Origin of the sequence: Streptomyces sp. NPDC050636 (assembly GCF_040654775.1) — a bacterium.
Lineage (GTDB): Bacteria > Actinomycetota > Actinomycetes > Streptomycetales > Streptomycetaceae > Streptomyces.
This window is the reverse complement of sequence record NZ_JBFAIP010000020.1, coordinates 73,745-89,160: the sequence shown is the minus strand read 5'-3', so window position 1 is coordinate 89,160 and position 15,416 is coordinate 73,745. Positions and strand designations below refer to the sequence as shown.

The window sequence follows — 15,416 nt, the reverse complement described above, 5'->3', positions numbered from 1 at the left end:
GACGTCGAAGCTGTCCGCGGGGGCCGTGGAACGGCCGCTTGAGCACGGCCTGACGACGGCAGCCGTGGCGCATCCGGGACCGGGCGGGCGGCGTGGGGCCGGGCGTCACGCGGGACACCCGGCCCCACAACCAGGGGGTACTACTGCACGTCGACGTAGTCGCCGGTCGCCGTGACGGCCGGGGTGGTCGAGGTGCCGGCGAAGTTCCAGCGCCAGTAGCCGTCCACGGACGCGGTGGCCGTGGTCTTCAGGTCACCGGTGCTGGAGGTGTTCACCGTCTTGATGGTGGTGTAGGTGCTGGTGCCCGCCTTGCGGAACTGGAGCTTGACCGGCTGGGCGGTGTAGCCCGCGTAGGTGTCGGTGTCCCAGTTCGCCCGGGTGAGCTTGCCGGTGACCGTGAGGGTCTTGCCCTTGGCTATCGGCTCCGGACCCGCGTTGACGGTCAGCTTGGAGAACCGCTGAAGCCGCGTGGTCGTGTAGGCGTCCCGCTGGGCCCGGCTGTCGTCGTTGGCCCACGCCTGGACTCCGACCTTCCAGGTCCCGGCGTCGGCGTTGGTGAGCCACCAGTCCGGTTCGAAGGTGAAGGTCTTCGAGCAGGTGGACGTGGTCGCGCCGGCGGCGACGCAGTCCGCGGGGGTGGTGTCCTCGTTCGGCTTGATGTAGCCGACGGGGTTGTCGGGGTCGGTGCCGCGCCACAGGTGGAAATCGGCGTCCCAGATGCCGGACGGATCGGTGGCGGTCACCGACACCGTGATCGTCTTGTCGACGAGGCCGATCGCGATGTCTTTGCCGCCGTTGACGGTGACATTGGTGATCTGGATGTCGCCGACGGTCTCGTCCGCGTACGCGGCGGGGACGGCGAATCCGCCCACCGCCGTGACAGCGGCGAGTACAGCGAAGATTGCGCGCTTGCGCATGAATCTCCCCACAAGGTGAAGATGCCCGCCGGATGTATGACACGGCGGGCGGATGAGTGGCCAACTGTAAAGAGTTGAACGTTTCTGCACAACGGCCGGTCGATCACACCGATTCCCCCGAAGTCCCCATCCCGCCTCCCGCTGCCGTGCCTTCCCTGATCCCGCACATGCAGAAGCGTGCGACCGGTCCCGGCACGCATGTCATGCCGCCAGTGCCTCTGCTAGGAGGCCACGACGCCCGGGCCGAGCCGGGCCGCAGCATTCGCGGGAGGTCGCAGGAGTTCACGGGTGTTCATAGGTGTTCATGGGTTTCACGGGCGTTCACACTTGAATTACTCCATGGACACAATTCCCTTCCATGCGAAGAGATTTCATCCGAGGCGACGCTCTCACAATCCCGGTCAGATCGGTTACGCACCTGGGATCTGACCCCGGAAGCCGCAGAAGTAAACGCAGAAGTAAACAGAAGTAAAGAGACGAGGCGTGCAGAATCACGACCGATCCGGCCCGGCCCGCCACGACCACCCGCGAGAGCCACTCACCGGACGGTGTCGGCGACCTCCGAAAGGTTCCCAGGAACTGCACCTATCCCCATTTGTTCGGTGCCTGTCGGGAGATGCAGCGTCCGCCTGCCAGAAGCTCTTGTGCCGGCGAGGATCTCCGAGTGCTAGTCTCCTTCGACAACTCCCCCTTGACTCAGCAGGATTGATTTCCGAGCAGGCGGCCGATCCGCTCGATCTCTCGGCGTCCTGTCGCGTTCTACGACGCCCCGCTACGGCACTGGCGTTCGCCCAACTGTGGACTGCGAAAGGCGTGGATAAAGGTGCGCGGCGAACTGCTGGCTGATCGATACCGGCTCACAACGCCGCTGGGCAGCGGAGGCATGGGGCAGGTCTGGCAGGCGCGCGATGAGGCCCTTGGGCGTGCCGTGGCCGTCAAAGTGGTGCACCGGCCCGCGGACACCACAACACGCGAGCGGCTCGTCTGCGAAGCCCGTGCCGCAGCGCGGCTCTCCCATCCGGGCATCGTCGCGGTCTTCGACGTCGACGAGGCCACCGACGGACGCTTGTTCTTGGTCATGGAGCTGGTCGAAGGCCGCAGCCTCGCACAGATACTGCGCGAGGCCGGGCGGCTGCCACCCGAGCGGGTCGCCATGATCGGTGCCCAAGCGGCTCACGCGCTGGCCGCCGCCCATGGCTGCGGCGTGATCCACCGCGATATCAAACCCGCCAACCTGCTCATCAGCCATGACGGAACCGTCAAGGTCGCCGACTTCGGCATCGCCGTCCTGGCCGGCGGCAACTCCACCGCGCTGACCACCACCGGGGACTTCGTCGGCACCGCCTCCTACACCGCGCCGGAGCGAGCGATGGGCCGGAGGGGGACAGCGTCCTGCGACCTCTACGCACTCGGCTGCGCGTTGTACGAAGCCCTCGCCGGGCGGCCGCCGTTCCGGGCCGACAACCCCGTGGAGCTGCTGTTCCAGCACGTCTACCAGCAACCGGAGCCGCTGCACCGAATACGCCCGGACGTCCCTCGCTCCCTGGAGAGAGTCGTCCACGCCCTGCTGGCCAAAGATCCGGCAGAACGTCCCGCTGACGCCACCCGCACCGCCGCACTGCTGTCCGCACCACTCAGTGACGACATCACCAGCACCTGGTCGAAGCCTCCGGCAGCCCGGATGAGTCGTCCTCCGCGTCCAGCGCGACAGCGTCGGCAACTACAGACCGCCTTCGGAGTCCTGGCCACCGCTGTCTTCGCCGGCAGCTTCGCTCTCGCCTGGGGCGGTTCCGCCATCGAGCCCGCCGGCGAAGCGCGTCGAGCGCTATCACCGGCACCGGCCCCTTCCCCCTCGCGAAAGCCCGCCGCTCCCTCGTCTCCGTCGCAGGCTCCGTCCCCGTCGGCGACGTCCGTGGCGGCGACGCCAGCAGCGACGGCGGTGACCGCAAGCACAACTCCGGCTTCCGGTCCCGCCCCTCCCGTATCCCGTCGGGTCAGCCCCTCCGCGCTGATGGCCGCCCTGGCCCGGAGGATCACCACCCAGGTGTCCACCATGGACCCCAGGCTGGCCCGCGACGTCCAACACCGCATCGCCCAACTCACCTGCAAACTCAGCGAAGGCAAGGTGAAAGTCGCCGCCGACAAAGTGCGTGAGCTGAACAGACGGCTCGCCGAAGCCCGTTCACAGGGTCGATGGGCCGGCGATGCACGGACGGAACAGCTGCTGAGTCAACTCTCCGACCGCCTGCCCACTCGCCGTTGAGCCGAGCAGTCCCCAGGGTTTGTGACGCGCGAGTGAAGGACCAGATACTGAACCGGCTTGTGGGAGTTCGGCGTTCAGTTCCGACCCAAGTACGGAATCCACATGGAATTCGGACACCGGAATCCGCTGCAAGATCGAGTGCGGGATTGGATCCGGAAACCGATATGAAATCGCATGTTTGAAAGAGGTTTCACACACTCGGGCGGGGCAAGCAAGGGGGCATGAACAGCCCCCATGAACCCATGCCCGTAAACGACACCTACAGTCCCTATGACCCCAATCGGGACAACCGCGCGCGCAGCCGGGACGGCTCCGGAGCAAACCGGACAGCCTTGGTCATCCACACGATCGCGGACATCGCCGCAGCCTTCCTGGGCCTGTGGATCCTGCTGTACCTGCTGGAGGCCAACCAGGGAAATGTCTTCGTCGGCTTTGTGCACGGCATGGCCGACTGGCTCGCCGGCTGGTCCCAGGACATCTTCACCATGGACGTCGAAAGTCTGCGAGTTTTCCTCAATTACGGCCTACCCGCGGTGATTTACCTTCTGCTCGGCCATGGGATAGCTGCGCGAGTGCGCCGCCTCTGACCGAAATCGGTCCAGCGCGTCATGTACGTCGGTGAGGTCCGTGATCAGATCATGCAGAAAGTCGCGGGCCTCACGACGCAGCGGGCACGGGCACGGTTGCCGGTGAGCGGCAACGCCCGCAGCTGCCGGTCTCGTGGCTCACGCCGGTTTTCGACGCGCTGACACCCTGGCGCTGACACCCTGGCGGTGACGGCGACCCTCTGACGGGCACTGCGCAGGGCCACGACGACGACGGCTCCGGAAGCGTGGCGACCCGGGTCGGAGCGGGCCAGGCGAAGGGCTTCCCGCTGAGGGACCTTGCTAGCTCGGTGCACCAGGCGCAAGCTTGTGGTGTGGGTGCTCAGGACGGCCCTACGCTGATCACGTCTGTGCAGCGAGCCTTCCGTTTGATGGAGGCCGTGGGGGCACACGAGGGCGGTGCCCCGGCGAAGCAGCTGGCACGCGAGGCAGGGCTGCCCCTGGCCACCACCTATCACCTGCTGCGGACGCTGGTCCACGACGGCTACCTACGGAAACTGGACGATGGCGGGTTCGTCATCGGGGACAAGCTGCACACACTGCACGTCGGAAGCCGCGGGCAGGCACTGCTCACCCGTATCCGTCCCGCGCTCGCCGCCCTGCGGGACGATCTGTCGGCCGCCGCTTACCTGACCTTCTACGAGGAGGGCGAGATCCGGGTCGCCGATATCGTTGACGGTCCCCGGGCACCTCGGGTCGATCTCTGGGTCGGATTCGAGGATGCCGGGCATGCCACGGCGCTGGGCAAGTGCGTCCTACGCGAGCTGGACGACGACTCGCGGAACGACTATCTCTCCCGGCACCATCTCGCCGATCTCACCCCCCGCACCATCACCCACCGTTCCGAGCTGCTCCGACGACTCGAATCGTCGCCCGCCGCCCCCGCCGTCCTGGATCTGGAGGAGTACGCGCTCGGAACGGTATGCGTCGCGGTGCCCGTGTACAGCGGGAACGCGCTCGGCTCGCTCGGTGTCTCGCTGCGGGCGGACCAGCTCTCGCGCATCGACCAGATCCGAGCTCGGCTTCTCCCGGCGGCGAGTCGCGTGACCAGGGGCCTTTCGCTCACTATCTGAAATCCCGGACCTTGTGGGTCGCTCACGCACACCTGTTTCCTAGACAAAGCGGACATTGAGGCATACGGGAACGGAGCGCGGAGTTGCGGACGAGGACAATGAGTCATACCCCGGGAACTCAGCGTGACCATCGACGGGCCTGGAGGCCCATGATGCGGGCGGCCTGCCCGGGGGCGCAGGCCCGAGCGGCCGACCGTCCGGATCCGGCCCCGGCTTCAAGGACGGCGCCGCAGGACCGGCCACACACCGCAGCCCACCTGGCCGCCGGGGTGCCCGCACTGATCGTCGCGGCCGTGGCGCTCCTCGCCCTCGTCACCGGAGCCGGGATGCACTGGCTGCCGCTGCTCGCCGTCGGGCCTGCGCTGGCCGCAGCCACCAGCAGGCCGTGGGGAGTACTTCGTATCGGCGTCCTCGCCGTGGCGCTGGGCGCCGTGCTCGGCATCCGCGGCGGTGCACCGGGCCGTGAACTGGCCATCGTGCTGTCCGCACTCGTCGCCGTCACACTGGCGAGCAGCCTGGCCAGCGTGCTGCGCGGACGCCGCGAACGGGTGCTGGCCGCCGTCCGCTCGGTCGCCGAGGCCGCCCAGCACGCCCTGCTCAAGCCCGTGCCCGCCACCGTCGGCCAGTTCCAGGTGGCTGTCCGCTACAGCGCCGCCGCGGCAGAGGCCCGGATCGGCGGGGACCTCTACGCGCTGGTGCCCACCCCGTACGGGGTCAGGTTGATCGTTGGTGATGTGCGCGGCAAGGGGCTGCCGGCGGTGGGGACCGCTGCTCTCGTGCTCGGTGTCTTCCGTGAGGCCGCCTATGACGAGCCGGACCTCCTGGAGGTCGTCGCCAGGATCGAGCGGAGCCTGGCACGCAACCTCGGTCCCGACGACTTCGTGACCGCCGTGGTCGCCGGGTACCCCCAGGACGGGCGTATGGAGGTGGTCAACTGCGGACACGCTCCTCCGCTGCTGGTTCGCGCATCCGACGTCATGGCCGTCGAGCCGACCCGTCCGGCTCCGCCTCTCGGGCTGGGCGCCCTCACCGGTGAGCTCCCGAGCCTCCAGGTGCTGCCTTTCACCGACGGAGACCAGCTGCTTCTCTACACCGACGGGGTCACCGAGGCCCGCAACCACAGTCGCGAGTTCTACCCCCTCGTCGATCGGGTGGCACGGCATGTGTCGGACGAGCCGTCCCATACCCTTGCCGCGCTGCACGACGAACTGCTGGCGCACGTGGGCGGTCGGCTCCACGACGATGCGGCGCTGCTTCTGCTCCGGAAACCGGCCGTCGCCAACTCGACGTCCGCCGCCGACCACCAGGCCTCGGCCGGCAGCCGCCTTGCCTCCCCGCCGAAGCGCACCAACGAAGCCGCGGTAGACGTTCGTTGTGACAGCAACTGAGGCGGAGGGGCGCAGCGCCCCGGCCGGTTTCCGCACGCCGCACGCCGGCCGCCCTCGGCGAGACAGCATGCCCGATCAGCCTCTTCCCGTCAGCGATCACGGACGACAGCCGACGATCCGACCTGCACACTCAACCACCGCAAATCTGCCCTGACTTCTCCAACGGATAGGACGTCGGCACTCGCATCCTTCCAGGTCAACGGCACCTTTCTGCTATCGGTGCAGCGGATCACCCAATTCGCAATTCTGCTGAATACCGAGGGCTAAACGATTCTCCTCATTTCGCACATGAGTGCATTCATGTGTTATACGCACTTAGGTCACAGGATCACTCTGACCCCGCTATGCTCGCTGTCGCGCAGCGAGTTGCGGCGATTACCGCACGTCGCCACTGGCTGTCGTGGTGCCGCCGATCGCACGAGGGCTCGGGCGTCCTGGGACCCGGCTCCATGCGTGCGGAACGCCGCCCCGGAATGCGCTGCGGCCAAGCAATTGGTGAGCGCGACCCGACGGTCGTCGAGCTTGTTCACGCGGCCCTTCCCCTGGTGCCCATATACGCCATGTATGTCGCGCTTTCCCTTCCATTAGTGCTCTGAGGATGCCGATGGTTCGTGCTGGTTCGTCACCCGGAGGGTCGGGGCCCGCCTCCGCCCCAATGTGGCTGTTGCCACCCGTACTTCTGGCCGTGTGTACGGCCGTAGCCGTGTCGTTGACGCCCTCAATGGGCCGCGCCCAGGTCGCCTGGATCGGCGTCATCGCGACGGCGGCAGTGGCCGTCGCAGCCGGGAAGGCAGCACAGCGGAGACGTGCGATCGACGAACTGCGGAGGCAGTGCGCCGAGCGAGAGGCGGTCCTGCATCAGCACCTGGCCGAGCAGGAAGCCGAAACGGTGCGGATGGCCAAGGAGACGCTGCCCGCGGCCATGGCCCAACTGCAGCAAGGCACCCCGACCGAGGATGTGCTGCAGAACATCGTCCATGTGTCCCGCGTCAGCCCCGAGTTCGAAGCCGCGCACATGGCAGTGCTGCGCTACGTTCTCCAGGCCGTGGAGGCCGAGGAAGATCTGCGTGACTCCGCCCAGCGAGCCTTCGTCAACATCGCCCGACGCGTCCAGGCCATCGTCCATCAACAAGCTCAGGAACTGCGGGAGATGGAGGATCGGCACGGTCAGGACCCGGAAGTCTTCGGCGACTTGCTGCGTGTCGATCACCGGACCGCACTTGTCGGCCGGCTCGCGGACAGCATCGCCGTACTCGGTGGGGCCCGGCCGGGCCGCCAGTGGCAGAAGACCGTACCGCTGTTCAATGTGCTGCGCGGTGCCATGTCCCGGATCCTCGACTACCAGCGCGTCGATCTGCACTCAGTGGCCGAGGTCGGCATTCTCGGACGCGGGGTCGAACCGCTGATCCACGCCCTGTCCGAGCTGTTGGACAACGCCACTCGCTATTCACCGCCGCAGACGCGTGTCCATCTGACCGCGACCGAGATCCAGTCTGGCGTGGCCATCGAGATGGAGGACGCCGGGATCGGCCTGACCGATGAAGCCCTCAGCCGCGCCGAGCGGGCTCTGGCGCAGAACTCCTCCAGCGGACTGGACCTCGACGACCTGGGTGAGTCACCGCGGCTCGGCCTGGCGGTGGTCGGCCGGCTTTCCCACACGCACAACTTCAAAGTCTCCCTCCGTCCGTCCGCGTACGGTGGCGTACGCGTCGTCCTGATCGTCCCGCCGGACCTCATCACCGCGACTCCGGTGCCCGGCGGAGCGCTGGCCAAGGCCGCCGTCCTACCGCCGCCCAGGCACAGGCGCGGCCCGATGCGCCACCCCGAAGTGACCGCCGAGGAGCCGGTGGCCGCCGCCGCTCCGCGCAGCGCCAACGGGCTCCCCCAGCGCAGGCGCCGTACGCGCGCCGTGGGTCCCCCCATGCGGCCGAGGCCTGCCGTCTCCACCGCCACTGACTCCAAATCCTCGGTGTCGGCCGCTCCGCCGCCCCCGCAGGCCGGGATGTGGCTGGCCGCCTTCCAGGAGGGTGTCTCCGGCGAGCCCCAAGTTGAGTCTCCGGCGCATCGTCCCCATGACCTGGGCGACAAAGAGTCCGAGCAGTAACTGAGTCATTAAGTAAGGATGAGTAAGTAAGTGGTGACACAGCAGCGGCTCAATATCAACTGGATGCTTGAGGGCCTGGCGTCCAGCGTTCCGCAGACCCGTGATGTCGTGGTGCTGTCCTCAGACGGTTTGTGTATGGCCCAGTTCGGTACGGACGAGGACACCGCGGATCGCCTCGCCGCCGCCTGTGCCGGACTGCAAAGCCTGTCGGCGGCCATCGCCGCGGAATTCCCGCACGGCGACGGGCGGATGAAGCTCGTTGTCATCGAAGTCAACGGCGGCTTCTTCTATTTGATGGCGGCCGGCGCCGGAGCGTATCTGGCGGTGCTGGCCGACGACGACGTGGATGCCGGGCTCATGGGACAGCGCATGCGGGACCTGGTCGCCCGGATCGGTCAGCACCTCACCAGCCCGCCGCGGGCCGACCGGCAGGTGCCATGAGCGACCCGAAACAGGAACAGCACCGGGGCTGGGAAGAAGGCGGTCCCGAACGGCTCTACGTCCTTACGTCCGGCCGGAACCTGCCCGCCGAACAAAAGGCCCCCCTGGACATGGTCACTCTGATCGTGACCCGGAACGAGGCCAGTTCGAGCATGCAGCCCGAACAAGCCGCCATTCTCCGCATATGCGACTACCCGTTGTCCGTCGCCGAGATCTCCGCATACGTCCACCTGCCGGTAAGCGTGATCACGGTACTGCTCGCGGAACTGCTGGAGAGCGGCCATATCGAAGCCCGGGCACCGATCCCTACCGCGTCGTTGCCCGATGTCGAACTTTTGGAGGCGGTGATGCATGGACTGCAAAATCTCTGAGCCCGTCGTCGGTCCCCGGAGCGAGGACACCCTGCCGGCGTCGGTTTCCACAGCCGTCAAGGTAGTGATCGTCGGTGGTTTCGGGGTCGGGAAAACCACCCTGGTCGGATCGGTCAGTGAGATCCGGCCGCTGACCACCGAGGAGACCATGACGCAGGCCGGTGTCGGGGTGGACGACATCGCCGGAGTCGAGCGCAAGACCGAGACCACCGTGGCGATGGACTTCGGCCGGATCAGCCTCAGTGACGAATTGGTGCTGTATCTGTTCGGCACCCCGGGCCAGCAGCGTTTCTGGTTCCTGTGGAACGGCCTCTTCGAAGGCGCGCTGGGCGCGGTCGTCCTGATCGACACCCGGCGGCTGGAAGAGGGCTTCGATGTGATGGGCCGGCTTGAGGAACGCGGCGTCCCCTTCATCGTCGCCATCAACGCCTTCCCGGACGCCCCCCACTACCCGGTGGAGGAACTCCGGAAGGCCATGGACCTCCCCGATTCCGTACGCATCATCGACTGCGACGCCCGCAGCCGCGCATCCAGCCGCGATGCCCTACTCACGCTCGTGCGTTACCTGCATTCCCTCACCACCACGACCACGGAGCACCAGTGACCGCCTCTTCCCCCGACCAGGCCCGCACCGAGTCTGCACCTGTGCCGCCTCCGGAGTGTCCGGCTCACGCCCGTTCTGTGAACGGTGACGGAGTAGCACGACTCTTCGGGCCCGAGGCAGTTAACGATGCGCCAGGCTTTTACGAACGACTGCGCGCCGAGCACGGAGCCGTGGCGCCTGTCCTGGTGGACGGTGACCTGCCCGCCTGGCTGGTCCTCGGCTATCGAGAGAATCTCGAAGTACTGCGTACGCCCTCCCGGTTCTGCCACGACTCGCGCATCTGGCATTGCTTCAAGGAAAACAAGGTCGCAGAGGACTCACCGCTAATGCCAGCCCTCGCCTGGCAGCCCGTCTGCATCTTCATGGATGGCAAAGAGCATGAGAGGCTTCGCACCGCGCTCACCGAGAGCATGGCGCGATTCGACCGCCGTGGGATCCGCCGCTGCGTCACCCGATCCGCCAATCAGCTAATCGATGACTTCGCCGGTGATGGACAGGCCGACCTCGTTAGCCAGTTCGCGGAACAACTGCCCTTGCGCATCATGACGCAGCTCTTCGGAATGCCCGAAGAGTCCGGTCCGGGGTTGGTCGAGGCCACCCGAGACCTACTCAAGGGCTCGGAGACAGCTTTCAAGAGCAACGAATACCTCGTGGAGACTCTGGAGCAGCTCGTTGCCCACAAACGAGCAACCCCTGGTCACGATTTCACATCGTGGCTGATGGCTCACCCAGCCAAGCTCACAGACGAGGAAGTCCTGCAGCATCTGCGGCTCGTCGCTATCGCTGCGAACGAGAACACCACCAATTTGACCGCGAACACCTTGCGCATGATGCTCACCGATCCCCGCTTCCGGGCGTCGCTCACGGGCGGCAGCATGACCCTGCCCGACGCACTGGAACAAATGCTGTGGGACGAGCCGCCGACCGCAGTGGCGCCCGCCAGGTGGGCCACCGGCGACACGGAACTCGCCGGTCAGTCCATCAAGGCCGGGGACATGCTGCTGCTCGGTCTGGCCGCCGGGAACGCCGATCCTGTCATCCGCCCCGATCTCTCGGTACCCATGCACGGCAACCGCTCCCACCTTGCCTTCACCGGCGGTCCGCACGAGTGCCCCGGCCAGGACATCAGTCGGGCCATTGTCGACACAGGAATCGACGTCCTGCTGATGCGGTTGCCTGATATCGACCTGGCCGTTCCCGAGAGCGACCTGAAGTGGGTGTCCCATTGGATCGCCCGCCATCTGACCGCGCTCCCAGTGAAGTTCACCACGAGTCCCCATGGGAGGCTCCCCGCATCAGCCGGTACACCGGGGAACGGTGTGCACAGCAAGCATGCCCTCCATGGTTCCACCGCCGGCGGCCCGAACGCCGCAGAGGGGACTCCCGCGTCAGCTCTTCCTGTCGGCGCACCCAGGTCGCGTTCGTCCTGGTGGGACGCGTTGAAGAGGTGGCTGCCAGGAAAATAGCTCTGTTATCGGGGGCGCATATTGAATGCCTCTCGGAACCGTAAGAGGCGCATGCCGGGGCACTGATGCACGCATCAGCGCCCCGGCATGCGCCTCTTGACGCTTTTGACAAATTCCGGACGATGAATGGTGCGCGTTAAAGATCTGGGCATCGCCGGTTCCCCTCGGCAGCTAAGCCAAGTGTGCCATGGACGCTCATAGAACCGGGGGATCGCCAGTGGAGCACGGCCTGATGGTTTCACCGATCGCCTCTCCCTCCCCTCAGCTGCGCCACCTTCCGTCGTTGGTGGGTGAACGGTCTCCTTAATCCCTGATCCGAAGAGCTGCGCAGCAAACTTGTCGGCCAACGGCATCGGTTCCCCTCACACGGTCCGGGAGGTCACAGCAGCCATGCCATATCCCAACCATCTCCCGATGACGCCGGTTCCGTGCGAAGCCTGAACTGTGAGACCCGCGACCGGGCTGACGGAAACACCGTCCCTCGGGGGCACCCAAACCTCATAGGCGGAGGGGTTTCACCGTCGAACGTCCTACATTCCGTGGGCAGTTGTTATTCTTGTGTGATGCGAAGGAGCCCATGCAGGGTCTCTTCCGCATCGGGGTAGCGGGTGGCAGTCAAGCAGAAGTAGCTACTGAGGTTTCCATCCGCGAAGGAGGACAGGAGACGTACGAGTTGTTTATGCCCTGCCTGCCTGAATGTTTCGACGATGTGGTTGTACCGCGTGACGGCAGCATGGACCGCTTCGTTCAGGTCGTTTGAGGATCGTGCATGAAAGCGCACCCAGTTGGATGTCGCGTACGCGCCGTCTTCGTCGGCATGCAGCTCTTTCGTGAGGGAAGCAAGGTCGTTGGTGAGGTAGGCCGCCTCAACCGCAAGGTCTACGAGTACCTCTGATTCTGCAATATGCTCGGCGTCCAATAGCCCGCGGAGAATTCTCCAGCAGGTGATATAGGGGTGAGTGCCCACCGTGGCCCTCCGTAGGGCATGAAATTGCTCCCAGGTCATCGTGTGGACGTCGTGGAGTCCCTCGGTGGAGACAGCAGAGCAGAACTCCGCAATCTCGGTTTCGAGACGAGCAGCGCTCAAGCCCCCTGCACGGAAGTCGTCCAGCAGCTTACGGTGCACGGCTCCCAGCTCGCTGGAAGCTGCTGGCCGACCGGTTCGAAGCCGGTCAGCGAGGTCCGTGACTTCTTCTCTCGGAGCGTCATCAACGATGAAGAAGTAAGTGCAGTACTTTCCGCACAGCAGACTCTCCCAGAAGGCCGCGTCGGCCGGCGCGCAGTGGACCTCAAAGGTGGCCGCAAGGAAGGCCGTCCGGGCGTGCCAGGAAGCGCCGCGCCGACATGAACAGAGGCGAAGGGACCAGGCAAGCAGTTCCTCAGTGAGTTCACGGTGCCGTTGGTCGATGAAGTGTCCGCTGTACGGCTCAAGATGTGTGGAGACCATGGTCGTTATCGTTCCCGTCCTCGTGATTTTCGCAGGGCCCGGAGAGCGAAGAAGGTGGTGAGATGGGGAGATCCGAAGTAGAGAGGGAAGCGCCCCATACGGTAGTAGGCCTGGGCGGGCCATGATCCGTCCGGCTGCTGCCAAGAGACCAGACGCTCATGCCCTTCCCGTTGGTCCGCTCGGACCCCGAGGTGGTCAGCCGTGATGATGCGAAGCGCCAGACCCAGCGGTCCTGAATCCTGACCTTCTCGCTCGGCGTGGGGCATGGTCTCAAGGTCAGCGAGTGCTCGGCGTAGGGGATCGACGAGCTTGCGCGCACATATCGCGCATCGTGTGCAGAGCCTTGATGCGGCGTGGAGGAATGCCTCTGGCGAGGGGTAGTAGCGAGTGCCGGCCAGGTAGAGCCGGGAGGTTAAGTGATCGCTGATGTACTGCAGGGTGGCATCCACGCTGCTGCCGACATGTCCCTTGGCCAGGTGAACGGTGTAAAGGGCGTTGGCACAGGCGACGGCGTCGTGTTTGCGGCCGCGTGGCGGTGCGTCAGGTTCGGATCCATCGTCCCAGTAAACCGTGAAAACGTCCGGAACCGCTCTGTCGTTGTCAGCGGGGCCGGCCTCAGCGTGCTTTCCCGACGGTGCGGCCGACTGCAGGATTTCTTGGGCGCCGAGGAGCAACTGGCGCTTCGAGATCAAGCCGTGTTCATATAAGGCACCGGTCGCGATGGCAGTGCAATCAGTGTCTGCGGCGAACTCGCGGACACCGGGGAAGAACCGGAACCTATGCCACCATCGCGCGGATTCCACTTGGCGGGCAAGAGACCCAACCATACTGCTGACTTGTGTGCCTGTGGCGGGCGGAAGGAGCGTCAGGGAAATCATCGCCGAGAAAGCTTCGTCTCCCAAGTCGAATCCGATATCCGTGTCGAAGCGCTGGTGTAGCAGTCCACGCGCCTTCCCGCAAACGATGATGTCGTCGAAGAAGGGGTCCAAAGCAAGCCATGCGGAGGGGATACCTCTGTTGCCATCGCGAAAGCCAAGGAAGTCAAGGGCTCCTTTGACAGCGTCCTCGTAAGGCGATACAAGGACGACCGGGAAAAGGTGATCTCGAATCCCAGCCCCTGGAGCGCGTGCGAGATCATGACCCACCACCCCCAGTTTGAAACGCGAAGGGTCACCTACGGACGAGGGCAGATGGGGCCGCTCACGAGATAGTATGCCTAGTTTCTGCAGTAAAGTCGCAATTGGTGACACGGCAGTGCTCCTCAGGGACCCGGTAGAGCATCTGGCGGACTTGCCTGCGTACATAAGCTGCATGTTCCAGCCACTTCGTCCATCAGAGCAAGAATTACGCAACGTGGCACGGGCGTACAGAGCTCCTCGTGAATCATTGCCCGTCAGCGACACGCGCCCATGCCTGCTTCATGTGCATGGCGTTGCCCAGTGGGGCAGGAGCGGTCCCGCACAGCTCAGTGGGGACCTGATTTCACGCAGGCCCATGACCGGTCGGTCAGGCCGCAGAACCACACCGGCCGCGCACCGTCGCGCTTGTCGGCGACTGCCTGGACACAGGCCCCTACGCGGAGTTCGAGAGCGACGGCAACAGCGCCGTACCGCTCGGTGCAGCGTTGTCCGGATAGCCCTCGCAGCCGTCGCCCACGACGACCTCGGGAAACAGTCCGACCGCGCGCAGCCGCTCGTCCGCCTGCCGGGAAACGCCAGGTCGAGGCCGAAGTAAACGATTCGATCGAGGTCGAATCCCTGGTGAGCGTATGCGGTAACGCCCCCCAAGCCTTACCGAACCCCAAACGGTCCATCTCCTCGCGGGCCCTCCAGTTGGCGTGCAGACAGCAGCGTGCATCACGTCGAAGTTGGCCGAGTATTCGTTCGACAGGAATAAATCTGACGCTCCCGCTAGTCGGCCGGGGCCGCCAGCCGCGCCGCAGTCTTCGATCAGTGCTTGGGTCAGACCGAGTGCCGATTTTTGTGCGGCCAGAGTACTCAGCTCGTCCGGAACAGCCTCCACGAGCACTCGGTTTGGCACACAGCGATCCGAAAGGCGGCGGAAGACTCGATTGGCGAACCGTCGACACACACATCCGAGTGCCAAGATTCTGGCAGGCCGACAGCGACTCTCGGAGGCTGTAGAACCCCCACCACCTTCACCCCCGGCGCAGCAGCCGATGAAGTTCCACCTCGGTCAGTCGGCCCGCCGACACCTCCGCCGTCATGTACGTGCAGTACGGCTGTCGTCGGCGGTCGGTCGGTGAGCCAGGGTTCAGGAGGCGCAGCCGGTCGTCCGCCGTCGAGTCCCAGGGGATGTGACTGTGCCCGAACACCAGCACATCCAGCTCCGGGAACCGGTCGGCGCATCGGCGCTCGCGTCCCTGCGCAGCGCCGGTCTCGTGCACCACGCCGAGCCGCAGCCCCTCCAGTTCCGCGTACGCCACCTCCGGCAGCCGCGCCCGCAGCTCGAGGCCGTCGTTGTTGCCGTACACCCCGATCAGGCGCCGGGCACGCGCCTGCAACAGGTCCAGGGTGGCAGCGTCGACCCAGTCCCCTGCGTGCACGACGATGTCGGCGCGCGCCACTTCGTCCAGCAGCTGCGTCGGTAGCGTCTTGGCGCGCTTGGGCAGGTGGGTGTCGGAGATGAGCAGCAGTCGCACGAGGCGACAGTAGCCGGGCTTGCCCGAGTCGCCTTCCCAAGCCGGGCGCCGTCTCGGCTGCAAGATGCGGGAGAT

Annotated in this window: 13 protein-coding genes; 9 read left to right on the top strand and 4 right to left on the bottom strand. The window is 65.7% G+C overall.

What is annotated here, in order from left to right; genetic code table 11:
- Window positions 1-140: 140 nt before the first annotated feature.
- A complete protein-coding gene (locus AB0I10_RS18040) occupies window positions 141-917 on the bottom strand; it encodes a calcium-binding protein (protein ID WP_363153437.1) in 777 nt (258 codons plus the stop codon).
- Window positions 918-1,740: 823 nt separating this feature from the next.
- Here AB0I10_RS18040 and AB0I10_RS18035 point away from each other — a divergent pair.
- From AB0I10_RS18035 to AB0I10_RS17995, 9 genes are all read left to right on the top strand, one after another.
- Window positions 1,741-3,180: a serine/threonine-protein kinase gene (locus tag AB0I10_RS18035; RefSeq protein ID WP_363153436.1), complete on the top strand. Its 1,440-nt coding sequence runs from the start codon at window positions 1,741-1,743 to the stop codon at window positions 3,178-3,180.
- A 242-nt stretch (window positions 3,181-3,422) separates the two neighbouring features.
- Window positions 3,423-3,767 carry a hypothetical protein gene (locus AB0I10_RS18030; protein WP_363153435.1) on the top strand — a complete coding sequence of 115 codons (345 nt, stop codon included), beginning with the start codon at window positions 3,423-3,425 and terminating at the stop codon, window positions 3,765-3,767.
- Between the two features lie 332 nt (window positions 3,768-4,099).
- Window positions 4,100-4,858 (top strand): IclR family transcriptional regulator C-terminal domain-containing protein, encoded by a 759-nt coding sequence (locus AB0I10_RS18025; protein ID WP_363153434.1) that lies wholly within the window; start codon window positions 4,100-4,102, stop codon window positions 4,856-4,858.
- A gap of 326 nt (window positions 4,859-5,184) precedes the next feature.
- Window positions 5,185-6,246 carry a PP2C family protein-serine/threonine phosphatase gene (locus tag AB0I10_RS18020; protein ID WP_363153460.1) on the top strand — a complete coding sequence of 354 codons (1,062 nt, stop codon included), beginning with the start codon at window positions 5,185-5,187 and terminating at the stop codon, window positions 6,244-6,246.
- Window positions 6,247-6,967: 721 nt separating this feature from the next.
- Window positions 6,968-8,350 carry an ATP-binding protein gene (locus tag AB0I10_RS18015; RefSeq protein ID WP_363153459.1) on the top strand — a complete coding sequence of 461 codons (1,383 nt, stop codon included), beginning with the start codon at window positions 6,968-6,970 and terminating at the stop codon, window positions 8,348-8,350.
- Window positions 8,351-8,383: 33 nt separating this feature from the next.
- Entirely contained in the window at window positions 8,384-8,791 is a 408-nt protein-coding gene (locus tag AB0I10_RS18010; RefSeq protein ID WP_363153458.1) for a roadblock/LC7 domain-containing protein, read from the top strand.
- Complete coding sequence (locus AB0I10_RS18005; protein WP_363153433.1) at window positions 8,788-9,162, top strand: DUF742 domain-containing protein; 375 nt, start codon at window positions 8,788-8,790, stop codon at window positions 9,160-9,162. Before AB0I10_RS18010 ends, AB0I10_RS18005 begins: the two co-directional genes overlap by 4 nt.
- Window positions 9,143-9,766, top strand: coding sequence for an ATP/GTP-binding protein (locus AB0I10_RS18000; protein WP_363153432.1), 624 nt, complete (start codon window positions 9,143-9,145; stop codon window positions 9,764-9,766). Before AB0I10_RS18005 ends, AB0I10_RS18000 begins: the two co-directional genes overlap by 20 nt.
- A 77-nt stretch (window positions 9,767-9,843) precedes the next feature.
- Window positions 9,844-11,232 carry a cytochrome P450 gene (locus AB0I10_RS17995; RefSeq protein ID WP_363153431.1) on the top strand — a complete coding sequence of 463 codons (1,389 nt, stop codon included), beginning with the start codon at window positions 9,844-9,846 and terminating at the stop codon, window positions 11,230-11,232.
- 550 nt (window positions 11,233-11,782) lie between these two features.
- On the opposite strand, the gene AB0I10_RS17990 is transcribed toward AB0I10_RS17995, so the two are convergent.
- From AB0I10_RS17990 to AB0I10_RS17980, 3 genes are all read right to left on the bottom strand, one after another.
- Complete coding sequence (locus AB0I10_RS17990) at window positions 11,783-12,679, bottom strand: terpene synthase family protein (protein WP_363153430.1); 897 nt, start codon at window positions 12,677-12,679, stop codon at window positions 11,783-11,785.
- 5 nt (window positions 12,680-12,684) lie between these two features.
- Window positions 12,685-13,824: a hypothetical protein gene (locus AB0I10_RS17985; protein ID WP_363153429.1), complete on the bottom strand. Its 1,140-nt coding sequence runs from the start codon at window positions 13,822-13,824 to the stop codon at window positions 12,685-12,687.
- 1,013 nt (window positions 13,825-14,837) lie between these two features.
- Entirely contained in the window at window positions 14,838-15,341 is a 504-nt protein-coding gene (locus AB0I10_RS17980) for a metallophosphoesterase (RefSeq protein WP_363153428.1), read from the bottom strand.
- Between the last annotated feature and the right edge of the window lie 75 nt (window positions 15,342-15,416).

Bases quoted from the DNA above. Each gene is read 5' to 3' on its own strand.
- AB0I10_RS18040 (WP_363153437.1), bottom strand. From the start codon at position 917: ATGCGCAAGCGCGCAATCTTCGCTGTACTCGCCGCTGTCACGGCGGTG.
- AB0I10_RS18030 (WP_363153435.1), top strand. From the start codon at position 3,423: ATGCCCGTAAACGACACCTACAGTCCCTATGACCCCAATCGGGACAAC.
- AB0I10_RS18020 (WP_363153460.1), top strand. From the start codon at position 5,185: ATGCACTGGCTGCCGCTGCTCGCCGTCGGGCCTGCGCTGGCCGCAGCC.
- AB0I10_RS18015 (WP_363153459.1), top strand. From the start codon at position 6,968: ATGGGCCGCGCCCAGGTCGCCTGGATCGGCGTCATCGCGACGGCGGCA.
- AB0I10_RS18005 (WP_363153433.1), top strand. From the start codon at position 8,788: ATGAGCGACCCGAAACAGGAACAGCACCGGGGCTGGGAAGAAGGCGGT.
- AB0I10_RS18000 (WP_363153432.1), top strand. From the start codon at position 9,143: ATGGACTGCAAAATCTCTGAGCCCGTCGTCGGTCCCCGGAGCGAGGAC.
- AB0I10_RS17990 (WP_363153430.1), bottom strand. From the start codon at position 12,679: ATGGTCTCCACACATCTTGAGCCGTACAGCGGACACTTCATCGACCAA.